Source organism: Actinacidiphila sp. DG2A-62 (genome assembly GCF_035825295.1).
GTDB lineage: Bacteria > Actinomycetota > Actinomycetes > Streptomycetales > Streptomycetaceae > Actinacidiphila.
The window spans coordinates 6,815,742-6,836,098 of the sequence record NZ_JAYMGI010000002.1 but is presented as its reverse complement, the minus strand read 5'-3'; the positions used below and the strand labels follow the sequence as shown (position 1 = coordinate 6,836,098).

The following is a 20,357-nucleotide window of genomic DNA, read 5'->3' as shown; positions in this document are numbered from 1 at the left end:
TCTGGCGATCACCGAGCGTACACGTGTCGCTGGAGATATGTGCGATCGGTCACACGCTCCGGGGCGCGGGAGCAGACCCGGAGATTACTCGCATAGCGAACAGGCCCCGGGCCTGTCGCCTCTAGGACGCGGCCGGCAGTGATCGGGTTCACAAGATCCCGCGCGTTGCCCGGTTCGGTTCGGTCACGCGGGTCACATCGGGATCGCGACCCGCATGACCAGGCCGCCGCCCTCGCGCGGCTCCGCGGAGATGGTGCCGCCGTGCGCGCGGGCGACGGAGCGGACGATCGACAGGCCGAGCCCGACGCCCTTGTCGCTGCCGGTGCGCTCGGTGCGCAGCCGGCGGAACGGCTCGAAGAGGTTGTCGACCTCGTAGGCGGGGACCACCGGCCCGGTGTTGGTCACCACCAGCAGCGCCCTGCCGCCCTCCGCCGCGGTGTCGACCGTGACCCAGCCCTCCTCCGCGACGTTGTAGCGAACGGCGTTCTGGACCAGGTTCAGGGCGATGCGCTCCAGCAGCACGCCGCTGCCCTGGACCACCGCGGGGCTCAGGCTGCTGCGCAGCGCCACGCCCTTGGCCTCGGCCTCGCCGCGGGTCTGCTCCAGCGCCTGGGAGGCCGCCTCGGCGAGGTCCACCGGCTTGCGGTCCACGATCTCGTTGTCGCTGCGGGCCAGCAGCAGCAGGCCCTCCACGAGCTGCTCGCTGCGCTCGTTGGTGGCCAGCAGCGTCTTGCCCAGCTGCTGCAGGTCCGGCGACGCCTCGGGGTCGGCGAGCTGGACCTCCAGCAGCGTGCGGTTGATCGCCAGCGGGGTGCGCAGCTCGTGCGAGGCGTTGGCGACGAAGCGGCGCTGCGCGTCGAAGGAGCGCTCCAGACGGTCCAGCATGCCGTCGAAGGTGTCGGCCAGCTCCTTCAGCTCGTCGTCCGGGCCGTCCAGCTCGATCCGGCGCTTGAGGTCGGAGCTGACCATGCCGCGGGCGGTCCTGGTGATCCGGCCGAGCGGCGCCAGCACCCGGCCGGCCATCACGTATCCGAAGGCGAAGGCCACCACGGCCAGCCCGATCAGCGCCAGCAGCGACCGCTTGAGCAGCGTGTTCAGCGCCAGATCGCGCTGGTGCTGCATGCAGGAGTTGACCGCCTGGTTGAACTCGTCGGCCTGCAGGCTGCTGCCCGACGGCAACGCGTTGCAGTCGATCGGCTGCAGATTCGCGGTGATGATCTTGAACGGCAGCGCGCTGCCCTGGTGGATCGCCTGCGCGGCCAGCAGGTAGATGATCCACAGCAGCACCACGCCGGCGATCAGGAACATGCCGCCGTAGAGCACCGTGAGCCGTATCCGGATGGTCGGCCGCAGCCAGGGCCGGGGGGCCTCGGTGGGCTGCGGGTCCCACAGCGGGCGCGGCGGCAGGGGCGGTTTGTCCGGCGGCGGGGACGCGGCGGGCTGGGGGAGGAGAGGGAGGCCACGGGCGCTCAGATCCGGTAGCCGGAGCCGGGCACGGTCACGATCACCGGGGGCTCGCCGAGCTTGCGCCGTAGGGTCATGACCGTGACCCGCACCACGTTGGTGAAGGGGTCGGTGTTCTCGTCCCAGGCCTTCTCCAGCAGCTGCTCGGCGGAGACCACCGAGCCCTCGCTGCGCATCAGCACCTCCAGCACGGCGAACTCCTTGGGCGCCAGGTGCACCTCGGCGCCGTCCCTGAAGACCTCGCGGCGGTTGGGGTCGAGCCGGATCCCCGAGCGCTCCAGGACCGGCGGCAGCGCGGTGGTGGTGCGCCGGCCGAGCGCCCGGACCCGGGCGGTCAGCTCGGTGAAGGCGAACGGCTTCGGGAGGTAGTCGTCCGCGCCCAGCTCCAGCCCCTCCACCCGGTCGCTGACGTCCCCGGCGGCGGTGAGCATGAGCACCCGCGTGGGCAGGCCGAGGCCGACGATCTGACGGCACACCTCGTCGCCGTGGACCACCGGGAGGTCGCGGTCGAGGACGACGACGTCGTAGTCGTTGACGCCGATCCGCTCCAGGGCGGCGCCGCCGTCGTAGACCACGTCCACGGCCATGGCCTCCCGGCGCAGGCCGGTGGCGACGGCATCGGCGAGCAGTTGCTCGTCCTCGACGACCAGTACGCGCAACGCGGTGTTCCTTCCGTGAGCTGAGGGGGGAATCCTCCACACATCCTGCACCGGAGGGCCGTAAACCGGCGGTAAGCGAGCGGATCGGGACCGGGTCGCGGAAACTTCCGGAATTTCCTCCCCGCCCCGGAGGTTTCCGCTGCGGGCACGGCGGGGAGGACGGCTGTACACCCACCCACCATGCCTGGTCACGCGTTTCCCACGCGGGCCTTCGGGCTTGACACTCTCGTGTCAACGGAGACGATGAGGGGGCGCCATGGACGCGTTCACGACCGGAATCCTGCAGCGTATACACACCACGGAGTCCGACCTGCGCCGGGCGCGGGAGACAGGGGACGACTTCCTGGCCGAGGTCGAGCAGGGCGAGCTGGACGACCTGCGCCGCCTCGCCGCCGAGCACGGCGTGGACGTACGGCCCAAGGTCGCCTGACCGTCCGGTCCCGTCCGGTCGGCATCCACAAGCCGCACGCCCCGGTCACCGCGAAGGTGCCGGGGCGTTCGCACGCCCGGACACGCCCCGACCGCCCCGGGCCAGCCGCGGCGGTCGGGGCGTACCGGTAGGGGCGCACCGGGCCGGGCGTCCCGTCAGTCGTGCCAGGCGCCGAGGTCGTCCAGCAGGGTCTGGAGGGGCTCGAAGAGCCCGGGCGGGGCCGCCACCGTCAGCTCGCCCGAGGCGGGCTCACCGGGGCGTCCGCCGGTCAGCGCGCCCGCCTCCCGGGCGAAGAGCGCGCCGGCCGCCATGTCCCACGGGTTCAGGCCCCGCTCGTAGTAGGCGTCGAGCCGGCCGATGCCGACGTCGCACAGGTCGATGGCCGCCGAGCCGCCGCGCCGGATGTCCCGCACCTGCGGCACCAGCGCCCTGACCACCTCGGCCTGCGCGGCCCGGCGCTCGGCGATGTAGCCGAAGCCGGTGCCGACCAGGGCGTGGGAGAACTGCGGGGCGGGGCGGCAGTGCGCCGGCACGTCGTTGACGAACGCGCCGCCGCCGAGCACCGCGCGGCAGGTCTCGCCGCGCATCGGCGCCTCCACGACGCCGACCAGGGCCTGCCCGTCGAGCTCCGCCGCGATGCTGACCGCCCAGGACGGCAGGCCGTAGAGGTAGTTCACCGTGCCGTCCAGCGGGTCGATGACCCAGCGGACGCCGCTGACGCCCTCGCTGCTCGCCCCCTCCTCGCCGAGCACGCCGTCGTCCGGCCGGGCCCGGCCGATCGAGGCGGTGATCAGCCGCTCCGCGGCGATGTCCATCTCGGTGACCACGTCGATCGAGCTGGACTTGGTCGCGGCCACGCCCAGGTCCGCCGGGCGGCCGTCGCGCAGCAGGGCGCCCGCCTCGCGGGCGGCCTCCAGCGCGACGCTCAGCAGTTCGTCCAGCAGGTGCGCGGTGACGGCGGTCGCCGGTGTGCTCATCGGTTCGAAAGCTCCTCGGTCGGATGAAGCGGATGAAGCGGCGGGAGAGCGGGGGCCGGGGCGGATCGGTGGACGCCCGCGGCCGGAGTGGGCGATGGGTGCCACAGCCAGGGGCGGATCGGTCGGCGCCCGCGGCCCCGCACCAGATCGGTCGGCGCCCGCGGCCCCGCACCAGATCGGTCGGCGCCGGTGGCCCGCACCGGATCGGTGCGCCCGCCCGCGGTCGGGCGGGTCGGTCCGGACCGGCCCGGGTCCGCGGCCCGGGGGTGGGTCAGTCGGCGCCCGCGGCGGCCGGCAGCGGGTTCCTGGCCGGACAGCAGCCGACCGGGCAGACGTCGTGGCTGGGTCCGAGCGCGCCCAGCGCGCAGCGCGCCGGGCGGGTGCCGCGCTCGGCCGCGGCCCGCTCCAGCACCAGGTCGCGCACCGCCGCGGCGAACCGGGGGTCGGCGCCCACGGTGCCCGCGCGGGACACCGGCAGCCCCAGCTCGGCGGCCTTGGCGGCGGCCTCGGTGTCCAGGTCGTACTTGACCTCCATGTGGTCCGAGACGAAGCCAATCGGCGCCATCACCACGGCCGGCGCGCCCGCCGCGTGGACCTCCTCCAGGTGGTCGCAGATGTCCGGCTCCAGCCACGGGATGTGCGGGGCTCCGCTGCGCGACTGGTAGACCAGGGACCACGGCCGGTCCACGCCGGTGGCCTCGCGCACCCGCTCGGCGACCAGCCGGGCGACGTCCAGGTGCTGCGCGACGTAGGCGCCGCCGTCGCCGTGGCCCTCGACCGGGCCCGAGGTGTCGGCCGCGGCGGTCGGGATGGAGTGGGTGGTGAAGGCGATCCGCGCGCCGTCCCTGACCTGCTCGGGCAGTTCGGCGAGCGCGGTCAGCACGGCGTCGGCCATCGGCTCGACGAAGCCCGGGTGGTTGAAGTAGTGCCGCAGCTTGTCCACCCGCGGCCGCGGCCGGCCCTCCTCGGCCAGGACGGCGAGCGAGGCGGCGAGGTTCTCCCGGTACTGGCGGCAGCCGGAGTAGGAGGCGTACGCGCTGGTGGCCAGCACCAGGACCCGCCGGTGGCCGGCGTCGCTGATCTCGCGCAGCGTGTCGGTCAGGTAGGGCGCCCAGTTGCGGTTGCCCCAGTACACCGGCAGGTCGACGCCGTGGTCCGCGAAGTCCTTGCGCAGCGCCTGCAGCAGCTCGCGGTTCTGCGCGTTGATCGGGCTGACGCCGCCGAAGAGGAAGTAGTGCCGGCCCACCTCCTTCAGCCGCTCGCGCGGGATGCCACGGCCGCGGGTCACGTTCTCCAGGAACGGCACCACGTCGTCGGGCCCCTCGGGGCCGCCGAAGGAGAGCAGCAGCAGCGCGTCGTAGGGCGCGGTGTCGGTGGCGGCGCCGGGCGCCGGCTCGGGCGCCGCGCCGGGCGTCGTGCCTGGGGCCGTGCCGGGCGTCGTGCCGGGAGTGGATGTCGCGTCGGACTGATCGGGCATGCCTCGATCCTGCCACCCGGCGCCGCCCGGTCCCGCACCACCCGCGCCCCGCCCGGCCGGAACGCGCCGCGGAAAACCGGTTGCCCGGCTCCGTAAGCTGTGTAGAGCAGAGATGTTCCTTACGTGAGCAGGCCCGGGAGGGACCGTGCACAGCCCTTACCGCGCCATCTTCACCGCGCCGGGAACCCGCGCCTTCTCCGTCGCGGGCCTGGTCGGCCGGATGCCGCTGTCGATGACGGGCATCGGAATCGTGACGATGATCTCCCAGGTCACCGGGCGGTACGGCCTGGCGGGCGCGCTGTCGGCGACGCTCGCGCTGGCCGGGGCGGTGTGCGGGCCGCAGGTCTCCCGCCTGGTCGACCGGCACGGGCAGAGCAGGGTGCTGCCGCCGGTGTGCGCGGTCACGGTGGCGTCGGTGGCCGCCCTGCTGGTGGCGGTGCGCGCCGGGGCGCCGGACTGGGTGTACTTCGTGTGCGTGCTGGGCGCCGGCCTCACCCCGAGCCTGGGCGCGATGGTCAGGGCCCGCTGGTCGGCGATCCACCGGGGCGACCCCGAACTCCTGCACACCGCGTACTCCTTCGAGTCCGTGGTGGACGAGATCGTCTTCATCCTCGGGCCGATCCTGTCGATAGGGCTGTGCACGGTCTGGTTCGCCGAGGCGGGGCCGCTGCTCGCCGCGGTCTTCCTCGCCGCCGGCGTGCTGCTGCTGACCGCGCAGCGCGCCACCGAGCCGCCCGCGCACCCGCGCGGGTCCGGCGGCGGCCGCTCGGCGCTGCGCGAGCCGGGGATGCCGGTCCTCGCGGGCGTGTTCGTCGGCACCGGGGCGCTGTTCGGCGCGGTGGACGTGTCGACGGTGGCGTTCGCCGACGAGCGCGGCCACAAGGCGCTGGCCAGCCTGGTACTGGCCTCGTACGCGCTCGGGTCGTGCCTGGCCGGGCTGGTCTTCGGGCTGCTGCGGCCGCCGGGCACGCTGGCCCAGCGGTTCCGGGTGGGGATCTCCGTGATGGCGGTGAGTATGATCCCGCCACTACTGGTCGGGAACTTGTGGTTCCTGGCCGGTGCGCTGTTCTTCTCGGGCCTGACGATCGCGCCGACAATGGTGACCGCCATGGGCCTGGTCGAGCAGCTGGTACCGCGGTCCAGGCTGACCGAGGGCATCACGTGGACCTCCACGGGGCTCGCGGTCGGCGTCGCCGCGGGCGCCGCGCTGGCCGGCCGGGTGGTCGACGGGCACGGCGCCTCGGCGGCCTTCGCGGTACCCGCCGGCTCGGCGCTCGTCGCCGTGGCGGTGGCGTTCCTCGGGTACCGCCGGCTGCGCCCGCGGCCGGCGCCGGAGCGGGAGGAGCACGGCCATGAGTCGCACAGGGATGGGCCGCACGCGCGCGGGGCTGACGGGCCGCTCGTCCGCCCGCCGCGCCAGGACGGGCCCGCGCCGGCCGACCGGCACGGCGACCGGGACCGCACCGGCGACATGGCGTAACTGGGCGGGCAACGTCTCGGCCGTGCCGCGACGCGTGGTGGCGCCGGCCTCCGCGGAGGAGCTGGCGCAGGTGCTGCGCACGGCGGCGGCCGACGGGCTGACCGCCAAGGCGGTGGGCTCCGGCCACTCCTTCACCGCCGCCGCGGCGACCGGCGGGGTGCTGATCCGCCCGGAGGGGCTGAGCGCGATACGCGCGATCGACCGCGAGGCCGGCACGGTGACCGCCGAGGCGGGCGTGCCGCTGCACCAGCTGAACGCGGTACTGGCGGCCGAGGGCCTCTCCCTCACCAATATGGGCGACATCATGGTGCAGACGGTGGCCGGCGCGATCAGCACCGGCACCCACGGCACCGGCCGCGACTCCGGCTCCATCGCGGCGCAGATCACCGCCTTCGAGCTGGTGACGGCGGACGGCTCGGTGCTCACCTGCTCGGCGCGGGAGAACGCCGAGGTGTTCGCGGCCGGACGGATCGGGCTCGGCGCGCTCGGGGTGGTCAGCGCGGTGACCTTCGCGGTCGAACCGGTCTTCCTGCTGACCGCCCGTGAGGAGCCGATGCGCTTCGACCGGGTGATGGCGGAGTTCGACCGGCTGGTCGAGGAGAACGAGCACTTCGAGTTCTACTGGTTCCCGCACACCGACGGCTGCAACACCAAGCGGAACAACCGCAGTCAGGGGCCGGCCGCGCCGCTGCCGACGGTGCGCGGCTGGATCGACGACGAGCTGCTGTCCAACGGCGTCTTCCAGGCCGCCTGCGCGGTCGGCAGGGCCGCGCCGGCCGTGATCCCGCGCATCGCGCAGCTGTCCAGCCGGGCGCTGTCCGCGCGGACGTACACCGACGTGCCGTACAAGGTCTTCACCAGCCCGCGCCGGGTGCGCTTCGTGGAGATGGAGTACGCGATCCCGCGGGAGGCCGCGGTGGCGGCGATCCGCGAGCTGAAGGCCACCGTGGAGCGGTCGGACCTGCGGGTGAGCTTCCCGGTCGAGGTGCGGGTGGCGCCCGCCGACGACATCGCGCTGTCCACCGCCTCGGGCCGCGACAGCGCGTACGTGGCGGTGCACATGTACCGCGGCAGCCGCTACCAGGAGTACTTCACCGCGGTGGAGAAGATCATGACCTCGGTGGGCGGCCGGCCGCACTGGGGCAAGATGCACACCCGGGACGCGGCGTACCTGGAATCGGTGTATCCCCGGTTCGGCGAGTTCACGGCGCTGCGCGACCGGTTGGACCCCGATCGGCTGTTCGCCAACGACTATCTGCGCCGGGTGCTGGGTTCGTAGCCGTACGTCCCGTTTTGCCCGGCGCACTTCGCACTCCGACGTGAGCCGTGTCACCCAACTCCCGCCCCCGCGCGACATTCGGCGGCGCGGCAGCCGCCCCTGACTGGCCCGAATGGAGTACCGTGACGATCCTGGCCGCCGGTGCCCGACCGGCGGTTCGGACGAGCGGGAGGGGAGTCGGCAGGCGCTCGTCCCGGGGCGTCCCGACTGGTCACGCAGCGTGGCCAATCGACTACCGTCCCATGACGGCGTGTCACCGTGTTGTCCCGACACGCCGGGCAACTCTGCAAGGTTGTGGCACGCTGCACCCGGGCAGGCCACACTCTGTCCAGCGGGAGCAGCGACGCACGTGACGTCGGCAGGCACCACCCGGGAGGTAACCGTGCCCGAACTGCGGGTCGTGGCCGTCAGCAACGACGGCACACGACTGGTGCTCAAGGCTGCCGACAGCACGGAATACACGCTCCCCATCGACGAGCGGCTGCGTGCCGCGGTCCGCAACGACCGGGCCCGCCTCGGGCAGATCGAGATCGAGGTCGAGAGCCATCTGCGGCCCCGCGACATCCAGGCGCGGATACGGGCCGGCGCCTCCGCCGAGGAGGTCGCCCAGATGGGCAACATCCCGGTCGAGCGGGTCCGCCGCTTCGAGGGCCCGGTGCTGGCCGAGCGCGCCTTCATGGCCGAGCGGGCCAGGAAGACGCCGGTACGCCGTCAGGGCGAGAGCACCGGGCCGCAGTTGGGCGAGGCGGTGTCCGAGCGGCTGCTGCTGCGCGGCGCGGAGAAGGACACCGTGCTGTGGGACTCCTGGCGCCGCGACGACGGCACGTGGGAGGTCCTGCTCGTCTACCGCGTGGCCGGCGAGCCGCACTCGGCGAGCTGGACCTACGACCCGCCCCGGCGGCTGGTGCAGGCGGTGGACGACGAGGCGCGCTCGCTCATCGGCGAGACCGCGCAGACGCAGGCGCAGGAGCCGAGCTTCCCGTTCGTGCCGCGCATCGCCCGGCTGCCGCGCGACCGCCCGCTGGACCGGGCGCTGGAGCGCGGCTCGGACCGGCCCGAGCGGCCGGACCGGGAGCGGTCGGCCGACGAGCCGCGCGAGGCGTCGGCGGAGCTGGCCGAGCCGGAGGAGCGGGACTCGCTGACCAGCCTGCTGGAGGCGGTGCCGAGCTTCCGCGGCGACATGGTCGTGCCCGCGGCTCCGACGGCGTCTCCCGACGCCGAGCCTGCCGCGGAGGCCGCCGCCGAGGAGGCGGAGGAGGAGGCTCCGGCCGCCAGCGCGGCCGGGTCCGCGGGGTCCGCGTACGCGGACGTGCTGATGCCGCGGGCGGTCGCCGGGCACCGGGAGCGGCTGGTCGGCACGACGGATCGGCAGGCCGAGGCGGACGGGGTGCGGCCGGGGCGCCGCGCGACGGTTCCCAGCTGGGACGAGATCGTCTTCGGCAGCCGTCGCAAGAAGGAGTAGGCCTCCCGCACCGCCGGGCGTGCGGCTCGCGCCGAGCGCCCCGCTCACGCCGGGCGTCCCGCTCGCGCCGGACTGCGTCCTGTGGCCCTGTCAACGCTGGACGTTCAGCTCAGGGCCGCGGGGGACTGCGCCCCCCGGACTCCGTCCCGGGGCGCCCCCCACGCCACCGCGCGCCCGCGGGACGTCACCGCCCAGGGGGGCGATTCGGCTCGCTCCGGACCACCGGTCCGTGGACGGTTGCTCGCGCAATTCCCCGCGCCCCTGAAAGCACGCCCGGCGCGGAGTCGACCGGCGAGGGGCGACACCTTGAAACGACACGCCCGGCGCGCGGTCGGCCCCGCGGTCAGGGAGTCGGGCCCGTGGCGCGGGGGCGGCGGGGGTCGCGGGACCACTCGGACCAGGAGCCGACGTAGAGCGCCGCGCGGACGCCGACGACGTCGAGGGCGAGCGCGAGCTGCGCCGCGGAGACGCCGGACCCGCAGTACACGCCGACCTCGACGCCGGGCCGCAGCCCCACCTCCGCGAACGTCTCCGCCAACCGCGCCGGCGGCGCCATCGTCCCGTCGGCCGCGAGATTGTCCAGCGTCGGCGCGCTGACCGCGCCCGGGATGTGCCCGGCGGCCGGGTCGATCGGCTCGACCTCACCGCGGTACCGCTCCCCCGCCCGGGCGTCGAGCAGCAGCCCGTCCCGCGCCAGCGCCGCCGCGCCGTCCGCGTCGAGCACCGGCATCGCGCCGAGCGCGGGGACGAAGTCGCCGTCGCCGGGGGCGGGTTCCTCGGTGCTCAGCGCCCCGCCCGCGGCCGTCCACGCGGCGAGACCGCCGTCCAGCACCCGGACCCGCTCGTGGCCCGCCCAGCGCAGCAGCCACCAGCAGCGGGCCGGCCCCAGCCGTTCCAGTCGTCGTAGACCACCACGTCGCTGTCCCGGCCGACGCCGGCCCTGCGCATGGCCGCGCCGAAGGACTCGGCGTCGGGCAGCGGGTGCCGGCCGCGCTCGCCCGGCGGGTCCGCCAGCTCCGCGTCCAGGTCGACGTACCGCGCGCCCGGGATGTGCCCCTTGGCGTACTCGCCGTGGCCGGGCGGGCCGCCCATCCGGTAGCGCACGTCGATCAGGACCGGCCGGTTCGCGTCCGAGGCGAGGGTCGCGGCCAACTCGGCCGCGGAGATCAGGGGTTCCATGCCCCCATTCTGTCCGGCCGGACGACCGGCCGCCGCGCGCCCGGCCGCCGCACGGGGCGGTGACGCGCGCCGGACCCGCCGGTCGCGCCCCGCGCGTCACCGCCCCGCGCCGAGTCCGGGCGCGTCCCGCTACGCCGAGTCCGCCTGGACCGAGGCCGGCGCGGCCAGGAGCTGCGGCGCGTCGGCGAGCACCAGGCCGGCCGCGCCGCGGACCTCCGCGCCGTCGCCGAGGCCGCCGGTGACGATCTCCAGGCCGTCGCCCGCGGACGGCAGGGTGTGCCGGCGCACGCCCGCCCGCATGGGTTCGAGGATGTCCTCGCCGGCCCCCGCCAGGTCCCCGCCGACCACGATGAGCCGCGGGTTGAGCAGCGTGACCAGGGTGGACAGCGCCCGGCCGACCGCGTCGCCGGCGTCCCGGACCGCTCGCAGCGCACCGGTGTCGCGCTGCCGGAGCAGTTCCGGCAGCTCGCGCGGCGCCACCGGGTGGCCCCAGCTGTCCGACAGCAGGCGGGCGATGGCCACCGGGCTCGCCACCGTCTCAAGGCAGCCGCGGTTGCCGCAGCGGCAGATCAGCCCCCCGGCGACCAGCGGCAGGTGACCGATCTCGCCGGCGAGGCCGCGGGCGCCGAGCAGCAGCCGGCCGGAGCTGACGATGCCCGCGCCGATCCCCGCGGACAGCCGGACGTAGACCATGTCCTCGGCGTGCCGCCCGGCGCCGTACATCCGTTCGGCGAGGGCCCCGGCGTTGGCGTCGTTGGTGACCCGCACCGGCAGCGAGGTGCGGCGGCGCAGTTCGTCGGACAGCCGCATGCCGACCCAGCCCGGCATGATGCCCTCGGCGCCGAGCGCGCCGCCGGACTTCTCCACCGGGGAGGCGATGCCGGCGCCGATGCCGAGCACCAGGGCGCGGTCGGTGCCGGTCTCCTGCAGCGCCCGGCCGACCAGGACCGCCACCAGGTCGAGGGTCTCCTCGGGGGCGCGGTCGACCTCCTTGGCGACCCAGTGCTCCCACAGCACGGTGCCGAACAGGTCGCACAGGATCACCCGCACGTGCTGGTGGCCGATGTCGGCGCCGATGGCGTAGCCGGCGGTGGGCACGAGGGACAGCGCCTGGGCGGGCCTGCCGGTGCGGCGCGGCTCGGAGTCGTCGGCCGTCTCGTCCTCGGTGACCAGGCCGACGGCGATCAGGTCGGCGATGAGCGAGGAGACGGTGGCCCGGGACAGCCCGGTGACCCGGACGAGTTCGGGCCGGCTGCTGCGCGGGGCGGTGTGCAGGGCCTCCAGGACCCGTAGCCGTCCCACCTCGCGCAGGTTCACTGGCGTGTCGATCGTGACCCCCGGACGTGTGTGGGTGAGCTTCCCCCGCACGGTAGCCGTCCCGGGCGACGCGGCGTCAAGGCCGGTCCGCCGCGCCCGCCCTACGGGTGGACCGGGAGCACGTCGGGTGACAGCGCGCCGGCGCCCGCGGTCGCGCTGGTGACCCTGCGGCGGTGGTGGCGCCGGCACAGCACCTCGTAGCCGACCTCGCCGGCCGCCTCGTCCACGTCGCCGATGACGACCTGCGCGCCCTCGACGACCATCACGCCGCCCACGGTGCGGGCGTTGTGGGTGGCACGGGCGCCGCACCAGCACAGCGACTCGACCTGGAGCGCCTCGACCCGGTCGGCGAGCTCGATCAGCCGCTGCGAGCCGGGGAAGAGCCGGGTGCGGAAGTCGGTGGTGATGCCGAAGGCGTGGACGTCCAGGTCGAGTTCGTCCACCACCCGGGCCAACTGGTCTATCTGCGCGGGGGCCAGGAACTGCGCCTCGTCGACGATCACGTAGTCCACCCGGCCGCCGCGGCTGATCGCGTCCACCAGGTGCGCGTACAGGTCCATTCCGTCGGTGACCTCCACGGCGTCGGTCACCAGGCCGAGCCGTGAGGAGAGCTTGCCCTGTCCGGCCCGGTCGTTCCGGGTGAAGATCACCGACTGCAGGCCGCGCGCGGCGCGGTTGTGCACGATCTGCAGGGCGAGCGTGGACTTGCCGCAGTCCATCGTTCCGGAGAAGAAGACCAGCTCGGGCATGGTGGAACGGCGGCCTTTCGCAGCGGGGACAGGGGAGGGTGGGGACGGGACGTCAGGAGCGTACTTCGAGCAGCGGGACCAGTTGTTCCACGGCGGCCAGCGAGCCGTGCAGGCCCACCATCTTGGTCTCGTTGGGCTCGCTGCGGCTCGCCACGATCGCGATGTCGGCGCTCGCCGCGGCCACCACGTCGCCGATCCGGCCGAGCATCCGCGGCTCCGGGTCGGGGCCGAACCAGCCGGCGGCGACGGCCTCGTCGCGGCCGGCCACCCACATCCGGTCGCCCAGCACCTCGCGCCAGACCGCGAGCACGTCGGCGGCGGCGCCGGGCACCGCGTAGACGTGCCGCGCGCGGCCCTCGCCGCCCAGCACCGCGACGCCGGCCCGCAGCTCCCAGTCCTCGTCGAAGTCGATCCTGGACTCCTCGTCGAAGGGCACGTCGATCATGCCGTGGTCGGCGGTGACGTACAGCGCGCTGCGCGGCGGCAGTTGCTCGGCCAGCCGCTGGGCCAGCCGGTCGACCGCGGTCAACTGCCCGCGCCAGGCGTCGGAGTCGACGCCGTGCCGGTGCCCCATCGCGTCCAGTTCGCTGTAGTACGTGTAGACCAGCGCGCGGTCGGCCGCGGCGAGCCGGTCGGCGGCCAGGTCGACGCGCTCCTCGCCGGTGAGCCGTCCGTGGAAGGCGCCGCCGGACAGCGCGACGCGGGTCAGCGGGGTGCGCTCGAAGGTGGGCGAGGAGACCTGGCAGGTGGCGATGCCGGCGGCGTCGGCGAGCCGGAACACCGTCGGGTGCGGCTGCCACACCTCCGGCGCGGTCCAGGGCTGCCAGCGCAGCTGGTTCATCAGCTCGCCGGTCTCCGGGTTGAGCGTGGTGTACCCGGCCAGGCCGTGGCCGCCCGGCGGCAGGCCGGTGCCGACGGAGGCGAGCGAGGTCGCGGTGGTCGCGGGGAAGCCCGCGGTGAGCGGCCGGCCGGTGCCGCCGAGCGAGGTCGCCAGCAGCGAGGTGAGGTACGGCGCCTCGTCGGGGTGGCGCAGGATCAGCTCCCAGCCCAGGCCGTCGACGAGGAAGACGCACACCCGGTCGGCGGGCCGCAGCCGCAGGCCGGTCCGGGGCATGCCGGGGATGTCGAACCCGGCGACGGCGGCGGGGATCACGTCGCACAGCGCCGCGCTGCCGTAGGCGGGAGCGGGCGCGGCGGACAGGTCCAGCGGTGCGGGGTCGGGGCCGGGGTCGCGGTCGTGGAGGGGCTGGTGGGCCATCGGGAGTCGGCGCGGCCGTCAGGCGGTGGCCGCGGTGGCCTCGGACAGCGCCTGGGCGAAGGCGAGCGTGTCGCGCACCGCGTCGGGGCCGTCGCCCGCCTCGCTGACCCGCAGCGACAGGTCGTCGGCGGTGGAGGAGCCGGTGTAGCCGTGGTCGGCCTCGCAGTTGGGGTCGCCGCACGCGGCCGGCTCCAAATCGATCCGGGAGACCGCGCCCCAGCCGATGGTCAGCACCACCTCGCGCGGCGGCGTGCCCGGCGTGTAGGACTCGGGGTTGGCGACCACCCGGCTGACCACCACCGAGGAGATCCGGCCGATCTTCACCGACTCGGTCGAGGTGGTGGCGTACGGGCTGGGCGAGGTGTCGTCGGCGGCCTGCTCGTCAGTGTGGCTGACGATGAACCGGCTGTCGGTGAGCACCAGCACGGTCACGTGCCGGCGCACCTCGTTGGCGTCGAAGGTCGTCTCCTGGTGGACCAGGTAGGACGAGACGGGCTCGCGGCCGACCGCGGCCTCGACGGCCTCGGCCACCAGGCCCGGGTAGTAGCCGCTGCGCTCGATGGCCGTGCGCAGCCCCTGCGTCGTCGTACCGGTCTTCGCCATGGCGTCCATCCTAAAGCCGCGCTGTGACGATGGCGGACCTCCGGACGCCGGTGCGGCCCCGGGTCGCGCGGTCCTCCGCGGCGCGGGTTCCGCACGACGCGGTCCTCCCAGGGCGCGGGTCCCGTGCGGCGGGGGTCCCGTGGGGCGCGGGTTCCGTGGGGCGCGGGTCCCGTGCGGCGGGGGTCCCGTGCGACGCCCGCCCGGTGTGCCGCCTGGTGCGACGCCGGTTCAGTACGACGCGAGGGCGCGCGGTCCCAGGTCGGTGCGGGCGGGCGGCCGGGCCAGCCGGACCTCGGCGCCGAGCACGGCGACCCCGCGGGCCCCGACCACCACCGGCTCCAGGTCGACGCCGACCACCTCCGGCAGGTCGTCGGCGAGCAGCGAGACCCGCAGCAGCAGGTCCTCGAGCGCGGCGGTGTCCACCGGCTCGGCGCCGCGCCAGCCGAACAGCAGCGGCGCGGCCCGGATCGAGCGGACCAGCTCCGCGGCGTCCTTGTCGGTGACCGGGATCAGCCGGTGCGCCACGTCGCCCAGCAGTTCCGAGGGCGCGCCGGCCAGCCCGAAGGACAGCACCGCGCCGGCCGCGGGGTCGACCCCGGCCCGCACCACCGTGTCGACGCCGCGCGGCGCCATCGACTGGACCACCGGGAGGAGTTCGGCGGGCCGGCCGAGCCGTGCGGTCAACTCGGCGTAGCCGCGGCGCAGGTCCTCCTCGTCGGCCAGGTCCAGGCGCACCCCGCCGAGGTCGGCGCGGTGGCGCAGGTGCGGCGCGGTGGTCTTGAGCGCCACGGGGTAGCCGAGGCGGGCCGCCGCCTCGACCGCGGCGTGCGCGTCGGGCGCGGGCAGTGCGGGCCGCACCGCGATGCCGTAGCGGGCGAGCAGGCCGGCCGCGTCGGCGTCGGCGAGCGTCACCGCGGCGCCGGGCGGCGCGCCGGCCGGCAGCAGCCGCCGCACGTCGTCGGCGGCCGCGGCCTCCTGGATGTCGTCGTACTGCGGGATGCGGCCGGGCTCGGCCTGCCCGGCGCGCCAGGCGGCGTACGCGGCTGCCTCGGTCAGCGAGCGCACCGCGCGGTCGGCGGCCCGGTAGGCGGGGACGCGGGCGCCGTCGCCCTCGCGGGCGACCAGCCGGTCGGCCATCGCGTCCAGCGCCGAGTGCACGACCACCACCGGCTTGTCCGCGCCGGCCGCGGCGCGGCGCAGCGCGGCGGCGAGCGCGGGGTCGTCGCCGGCCGGCGCGTCCTGCGCGCCGACCCGGGGGATCGCGGTGACCACGACGGCGTCGCCGGCCGGGTCGGCCAGCGCCCGGCGCAGCGCGGCGGCGAAGTCCTCGGGCCGGCCGCGGTGGTCAGGTCGAGCGGCGCGGCCGGGCGCAGTCCCGCGGTGAGCGCGGCGTCGTAGGTGAGCAGGCCGAGCGACTCGGAGTTGCCGAGGACGGTCAGGCGGTTCCCGCGCGGCAGCGGCTGGAGCGCGAGGAAGAGCCCGGCGTCCAGCAGTTCGGTGACGGTGTCCACGCGCAGCACGCCGGCCTGGCGGAACAGCGCGGAGAGGGTGGCGTCGGGGATGCGGGTGGCGGGCGCGGCGTGGCCGGCCGGGACCGCTCCGGAGTGCAGCGCGCCCTTGACCACGACCACCGGCTTGACGGCGGCGGTGCGGCGGGCGAGGCGGGTGAACTTGCGCGGGTTGCCGAAAGACTCCAGGTACATCAGCACCGCGTCGGTCTCCGGGTCGTCCTGCCAGAACTGCAGCAGGTCGTTGCCCGAGACGTCGGCGCGGTTGCCGGCGGAGACGAAGGTGGAGGGGCCGGCGCCGCGCCGGTGCAGACCGGACAGCAGGGCGATGCCGATGGAGCCGGACTGGGTGAACAGCCCGAGCCGTCCGCGCAGCGGCATCTCGGGCGACAGCGAGGCGTTGAGCGCGGTGTCGGCGGCGGTGTTGACCAGGCCGAAGGCGTTGGGACCGATGACGCGCATGCCGTGGCTGCGGGCCCTGCGCACCAGGTCGCGCTGGCGCTCGCGGCCCTCGGGGCCGGACTCGGAGTAGCCGGCGGCGACGACCAGCAGGCCGCGCACCCCCGCCTCGCCGCAGTCGTCGACGGCCTCGGGGACGCGCTCGGCCGGCACCGCGAGCACCGCGAGGTCGACGTCCTCGCCGATCGCGGCGACCGAGCGATGGCCGGGCACGCCGTCGACCTCGGCGCCCTCGGCGGGGAAGGAGCGGCTGACCGCGTACAGGCGGCCGGTGTAGCCGCCGGCCGCGATGTTGCGCAGCAGGGTGCGCCCGACGCCGCCCGCGCGGCGACCCGCGCCGACCACGGCGACCGACGCGGGGCGCAGCAGGCGCTGCACCGAGCGGGCCTCGGCGCGGTGCTCGCGGGCCCGCATCACCTGCACCGAGTGCTCGGTGGGCTCCAGGTCGAGGTCGAGGTGGACCACGCCGTCGGCGAAGCTGCGCTCCTGGGTGAAGCCGGCGTCGGTGAAGACCTTCACCATCTTCCGGTTGGCCGGCAGCACCTCGGCGGTGAAGTGCAGGATGCCGCGCTCCCGGGCGGCGGCGGCGATGTGCTCCAGCAGCGCGGAGGCCACGCCGCGGCCCTGGTGGGCGTCCTGCACCAGGAAGGCGACCTCGGCGCGGGTGCCGGCGCTCCCGGTGGCCAGGCCCTGCTCGTCGGTCCTGTCGTAGCGCACGGTGGCGATGAACTCGCCGCCCACGGTGGCGGCCAGGCCCACCCGGTCGTCGTAGTCGTGGTGCGTGAAGCGCCGCACGTCGCGGTCGGACAGCCGGGGGTAGGGGGCGAAGAAGCGGTAGTACTTGGACTCGTCGGAGACCTTCTCGTAGAAGTCGACCAGCCGCGTCGCGTCGTCCGGGCCGATCGGCCGGATGTGGGCGGTCCCGCCGTCGCGCAGCACGACGTCCGCCTCCCAGTGCACGGGGTACGGGTGCTGGGCCTGGTCGTCCATGGCCCCAGCGTAGTCAGGGGCGGGGCTCGCGCGGCGTACTCGCGCGGGAGGCCCGCGGAGAGGCACTCTGAAGCACGTCGTCACCGACCCGAAGGGCAACACCATGGCTGAGCGCCGCGTCACCGTCGGCTGGGCGGAGGGCCTGCACGCCCGCCCCGCCTCCATCTTCGTCCGGGCGGCGACCGCCGCCGGGGTGCCCGTCACGATCGCCAAGGCCGACGGCGGCCCGGTCAACGCCGCCTCGATGCTGGCCGTGCTGAGCCTGGGCGCCAGGGGCGGCGAGGAGGTCGTGCTCGCCTCGGACGCCGAGGGCGCGGACGCCGCGCTGGACCGCCTGGCGAAGCTGGTCGCCGAGGGGCTGGAGGAGCTTCCCGAGACCGTGTGAGCGCGGTCCGTCCGCCGCGGATCTCCGCACGCGGGCGTATGCGCGCACGCGGATGCGCACGAGGTGTTCGGGCGAAGTGTTCGGGCGAAGTGTCTCGCACGCACGGATATGCGCGAGCACCGGTATGCGCGCACGCCTGTTCTCGGGCACGGGTATTCGCGCGCAGGCGTACGCGTCGGCGAGGCGTTCCTCCGCGAGGATATCCGCACACGGAATTCCGGCGCTATCCGCGCCGTCGCTGAAATCCGCGCCACGGATATCAGTCCGCATAGCGCGCCCCGATATCCGTACTCCTGTATACGGCGCGTTTGTTAAGCGCGGCGGCGCACCGCGTGTACGGGATGTTTCGGGGTGCTCACCGCGGAGGTGCGTTCGGCATGGGCGGCCGCGAGCCGGCGGGCCCGCTCGGCGTCGCCGCGCGCCACCGCGTCCACGATCGCCGCGTGCTCCTCCCAGGACTGCGCGGGGTGCGACGGGGACGCGTCCTGGAACACCCAGGCGATCTTGTGCCGCAGCTGGATCAGCGACGCGGCGAGCGTCGGACTGCCGCTGGCCTGCGCGAGCGTCTCGTGGAACCAGCCGCTCAGCGAGGCCAGGTCGGCGGACTCCCCCTGCGGCGCGCGCTCCTGGCCGAGCCTGACCAGCCCGCGCAGCACCTTCAGATGGGCCTCGGTGCGCCGCTGCGCGGCCCGCGCGGCGCCCAGCGGCTCCAGCAGCGCGCGCAGTTCCAGCAGGTCGTCCGCCTCCTGCTCGCTGGGCTCGGCGACCGAGGCGCCGGCGTGCCTGCGGGTGCGGACGAACCCCTCGGACTCCAGGGTGCGCAGCGCCTCGCGCACCGGCACCCGCGAGACGCCGTAGCGCTGCGCCAGCTGCTCCTCGGTCAGCCGGCCGCCCGGCGGGAAGAACCCCGCCACGATGTCGTCGCGGATCGCGGTGCACACCACCTGGGCGGAGATGCGGCGTCCCGCGCCGTCCGTCCCGTTCACCGGTGAATCCACCGGTTCCGCAGATCCGGCCGGTCATTCCGGCCGACGCGGTCGATCCGAACGATCCGGTCGACCCGGTCGATCCGTCCCACCCGATTCCGCCGATCGCCCATCACCGAGACCCCTTGCTCCCCTTATCCGCCCGGTTTTCCTTCCGGCATTGTGCCGGACTCCATTCCAGCACGTCGGGGAAAAGAAAAGTATCCCCGCATTGCGAGAAGGCCCCGGCGGGGTGCCGGGGCCTTCTCGGGGGACGGGCCGCTCTCGGGGAACGGGGTGGGACGCGACGGACGGGGTCAGATGGTGACGCCCTTGGACGCCATGTAGGCGACCGGGTCGATGTCCGAGCCGTAGTCGGGGGTGGTGCGCACCTCGAAGTGCAGGTGCGGTCCCGTGACGTTGCCGGTGGCGCCGGAGATGCCGATCTCCTGGCCCTCGGTGACCGTCTGCCCGGCCGAGACCAGCGGCTCGGTGAGGTGGCCGTAGAGCGTGTACTTGCCGTCGGCGTGCCGGATGATCACGTCGTTGCCGTACGCGCCGTCGGCGCCGGCCGAGACCACGGTGCCCGCGGCGACGGCGTGCACCGGCGTGCCGGAGCCGACCAGGAAGTCGACGCCGGTGTGCGAGCCGCTGGACCACATCGAGCCCGACGCCTTGTAGCCGGTGCCGATGGGCGCGTCGCCGACCGGCTTCATGTAGCCGGAGCTTGCGCTCAGCGAGGTGCGGGCGGTGGAACGGCTGGCGGTGGCCTGCGTGCTGCGGGCGGCCGCGGCCTTCGCCGCGGCGGCCTTGGCCCGGGCGGCGGCCTGCGCCTTCGCCGCGGCGGCGGCCTTGGCCCTCGCCGCTGCGGCGGCCTTGCGCTCGGCCGCGGCCTTGCGCGCCGCGGCGGCCTTGCGGGCCTTCTCCGCCTTGGCCTTCGCCGCGGCCTTCTCGGCGGCGGCCTTGTGCTGGGCGTCGGCCTGCGCGGCCAGCGTCTGGGCGAGCGAGCCGGGGACGTCGGCGGCCTGGGTGAAGACGGTGCTCTGGGCGGTGGCCGGCTCGGCCTCGCCCGGCGAGGCCATCGCGGTGGCGCCGAACGCGCCCGCGGCGGTCAGGACGGCGACGCCGGCCAGGGTGGCGGTGGTGCGGCCACGGCGCGGCCTGCGGTGCTTCCCGCGCAGGGCGGGACGAACGGGGAACGCCATGAGGAGGCGTCACTCCTTTCCTTCCTTCTCGCCTACCGGGTTAGCTGACGGGTTCGGAGCAGGAAGGTCTCCTACGGGGGCGGCCGCCGCGGTGGCGGACCTCCTCCCGATTCACCCCGGGGAAAGTGGGTCCCCGGCTCCCCTGGACGGGGACTCGGCGATGTACGGGTGTGCGCCCGGAGGACCGGACGCCGCTGTCCCGAGGACAACGAGCGTTGACGCTAACCGGGCGTTCGGCCCCGCACCAAACAGATCGGCCGATATGTAGCGCACGCCACACACGCCTCCGCAGGCTCATACAACTGGCCAAAACGGCATATTGGGCATCAAGTCGACGCCTGCGGGGAACCGGCGCTCGGACGCCCCTCGGACACTCTCGGACGCCCCCGGGCGCCCGTGGACGCGCCGAACCCCGGCCGCCGTGCGGGCGACCGGGGTCCGGGGGACGCGTCACCGCGAGGGCGGTGCAAGCGCCGCGGTGCGAGCGGTCCGAGCGGTCCGAGCGGCGCGG

Annotated in this window: 15 protein-coding genes, 2 pseudogenes and 1 riboswitch; of the genes and pseudogenes, 5 read left to right on the top strand and 12 right to left on the bottom strand. The window is 75.1% G+C overall.

Annotated features, from left to right (window positions below; all coding sequences use genetic code 11):
* Positions 1-192: 192 nt before the first annotated feature.
* On the bottom strand, positions 193-1,323 hold the full coding sequence (locus VSR01_RS30630) for a sensor histidine kinase (protein WP_326452268.1): 1,131 nt from the start codon (positions 1,321-1,323) through the stop codon (positions 193-195).
* 146 nt (positions 1,324-1,469) lie between these two features.
* Positions 1,470-2,123: a response regulator transcription factor gene (locus VSR01_RS30625; protein ID WP_326452267.1), complete on the bottom strand. Its 654-nt coding sequence runs from the start codon at positions 2,121-2,123 to the stop codon at positions 1,470-1,472.
* A 256-nt stretch (positions 2,124-2,379) separates the two neighbouring features.
* Between VSR01_RS30625 and VSR01_RS30620 the strand changes: the two genes are divergently transcribed.
* Positions 2,380-2,553 carry a hypothetical protein gene (locus VSR01_RS30620; protein ID WP_199923331.1) on the top strand — a complete coding sequence of 58 codons (174 nt, stop codon included), beginning with the start codon at positions 2,380-2,382 and terminating at the stop codon, positions 2,551-2,553.
* A gap of 155 nt (positions 2,554-2,708) precedes the next feature.
* Here the strand turns inward: VSR01_RS30620 and VSR01_RS30615 are convergent, their stop codons facing one another.
* Positions 2,709-3,530 carry an inositol monophosphatase family protein gene (locus VSR01_RS30615; RefSeq protein ID WP_326452266.1) on the bottom strand — a complete coding sequence of 274 codons (822 nt, stop codon included), beginning with the start codon at positions 3,528-3,530 and terminating at the stop codon, positions 2,709-2,711.
* Positions 3,531-3,801: 271 nt separating this feature from the next.
* On the bottom strand, positions 3,802-5,007 hold the full coding sequence (locus tag VSR01_RS30610; RefSeq protein ID WP_326452265.1) for a ferrochelatase: 1,206 nt from the start codon (positions 5,005-5,007) through the stop codon (positions 3,802-3,804).
* A gap of 145 nt (positions 5,008-5,152) precedes the next feature.
* On the opposite strand from VSR01_RS30610, the gene VSR01_RS30605 reads away from it, so the two are divergent.
* The 3 genes from VSR01_RS30605 (at position 5,153) to sepH (ending at position 9,228) form a co-directional block, all read left to right on the top strand.
* Positions 5,153-6,487: an MFS transporter gene (locus VSR01_RS30605; protein ID WP_326452264.1), complete on the top strand. Its 1,335-nt coding sequence runs from the start codon at positions 5,153-5,155 to the stop codon at positions 6,485-6,487.
* On the top strand, positions 6,375-7,766 hold the full coding sequence (locus VSR01_RS30600) for a D-arabinono-1,4-lactone oxidase (protein ID WP_442785725.1): 1,392 nt from the start codon (positions 6,375-6,377) through the stop codon (positions 7,764-7,766). The genes VSR01_RS30605 and VSR01_RS30600 overlap by 113 nt, the downstream gene beginning before the upstream one ends.
* 349 nt (positions 7,767-8,115) lie before the next feature.
* On the top strand, positions 8,116-9,228 hold the full coding sequence (gene sepH, locus VSR01_RS30595) for a septation protein SepH (RefSeq protein WP_326452262.1): 1,113 nt from the start codon (positions 8,116-8,118) through the stop codon (positions 9,226-9,228).
* A gap of 343 nt (positions 9,229-9,571) precedes the next feature.
* Here the strand turns inward: sepH and VSR01_RS30590 are convergent.
* The 6 genes and pseudogenes from VSR01_RS30590 to VSR01_RS30565 form a co-directional block, all read right to left on the bottom strand.
* Positions 9,572-10,407: pseudogene (locus tag VSR01_RS30590) on the bottom strand (sulfurtransferase).
* Positions 10,408-10,536: 129 nt separating this feature from the next.
* Positions 10,537-11,724: an ROK family transcriptional regulator gene (locus tag VSR01_RS30585; RefSeq protein WP_326452261.1), complete on the bottom strand. Its 1,188-nt coding sequence runs from the start codon at positions 11,722-11,724 to the stop codon at positions 10,537-10,539.
* A gap of 101 nt (positions 11,725-11,825) precedes the next feature.
* Entirely contained in the window at positions 11,826-12,473 is a 648-nt protein-coding gene (locus VSR01_RS30580; RefSeq protein WP_326452260.1) for a thymidine kinase, read from the bottom strand.
* Positions 12,474-12,525: 52 nt separating this feature from the next.
* Positions 12,526-13,731: an alkaline phosphatase family protein gene (locus VSR01_RS30575; RefSeq protein ID WP_326452259.1), complete on the bottom strand. Its 1,206-nt coding sequence runs from the start codon at positions 13,729-13,731 to the stop codon at positions 12,526-12,528.
* An 18-nt stretch (positions 13,732-13,749) separates the two neighbouring features.
* Positions 13,750-14,334: a DUF5998 family protein gene (locus VSR01_RS30570; protein WP_326452258.1), complete on the bottom strand. Its 585-nt coding sequence runs from the start codon at positions 14,332-14,334 to the stop codon at positions 13,750-13,752.
* Between the two features lie 228 nt (positions 14,335-14,562).
* Positions 14,563-17,291, bottom strand: a pseudogene (locus tag VSR01_RS30565) (bifunctional acetate--CoA ligase family protein/GNAT family N-acetyltransferase).
* Between the two features lie 103 nt (positions 17,292-17,394).
* Between VSR01_RS30565 and VSR01_RS30560 the strand changes: the two are divergent.
* Entirely contained in the window at positions 17,395-17,676 is a 282-nt protein-coding gene (locus VSR01_RS30560) for an HPr family phosphocarrier protein (protein WP_326452257.1), read from the top strand.
* A gap of 311 nt (positions 17,677-17,987) precedes the next feature.
* Here the strand turns inward: VSR01_RS30560 and VSR01_RS30555 are convergent, their stop codons facing one another.
* Both VSR01_RS30555 and VSR01_RS30550 read right to left on the bottom strand, forming a co-directional pair.
* Positions 17,988-18,662: a GntR family transcriptional regulator gene (locus tag VSR01_RS30555; protein ID WP_326452256.1), complete on the bottom strand. Its 675-nt coding sequence runs from the start codon at positions 18,660-18,662 to the stop codon at positions 17,988-17,990.
* A 296-nt stretch (positions 18,663-18,958) separates the two neighbouring features.
* Complete coding sequence (locus VSR01_RS30550; RefSeq protein ID WP_326452255.1) at positions 18,959-19,846, bottom strand: M23 family metallopeptidase; 888 nt, start codon at positions 19,844-19,846, stop codon at positions 18,959-18,961.
* 15 nt (positions 19,847-19,861) lie between these two features.
* A riboswitch (cyclic di-AMP (ydaO/yuaA leader) is annotated at positions 19,862-20,016 on the bottom strand.
* Positions 20,017-20,357: the final 341 nt, after the last annotated feature.

Excerpts from the sequence above, each read along its gene's own strand:
- VSR01_RS30610 (WP_326452265.1), bottom strand. The coding sequence starts at position 5,007 with ATGCCCGATCAGTCCGACGCGACATCCACTCCCGGCACGACGCCCGGC.
- VSR01_RS30600 (WP_442785725.1), top strand. The coding sequence starts at position 6,375 with ATGGGCCGCACGCGCGCGGGGCTGACGGGCCGCTCGTCCGCCCGCCGC.
- VSR01_RS30615 (WP_326452266.1), bottom strand. The coding sequence starts at position 3,530 with ATGAGCACACCGGCGACCGCCGTCACCGCGCACCTGCTGGACGAACTG.
- VSR01_RS30580 (WP_326452260.1), bottom strand. The coding sequence starts at position 12,473 with ATGCCCGAGCTGGTCTTCTTCTCCGGAACGATGGACTGCGGCAAGTCC.
- VSR01_RS30620 (WP_199923331.1), top strand. The coding sequence starts at position 2,380 with ATGGACGCGTTCACGACCGGAATCCTGCAGCGTATACACACCACGGAG.
- VSR01_RS30570 (WP_326452258.1), bottom strand. The coding sequence starts at position 14,334 with ATGGCGAAGACCGGTACGACGACGCAGGGGCTGCGCACGGCCATCGAG.
- VSR01_RS30560 (WP_326452257.1), top strand. The coding sequence starts at position 17,395 with ATGGCTGAGCGCCGCGTCACCGTCGGCTGGGCGGAGGGCCTGCACGCC.
- VSR01_RS30550 (WP_326452255.1), bottom strand. The coding sequence starts at position 19,846 with ATGGCGTTCCCCGTTCGTCCCGCCCTGCGCGGGAAGCACCGCAGGCCG.
- VSR01_RS30575 (WP_326452259.1), bottom strand. The coding sequence starts at position 13,731 with ATGGCCCACCAGCCCCTCCACGACCGCGACCCCGGCCCCGACCCCGCA.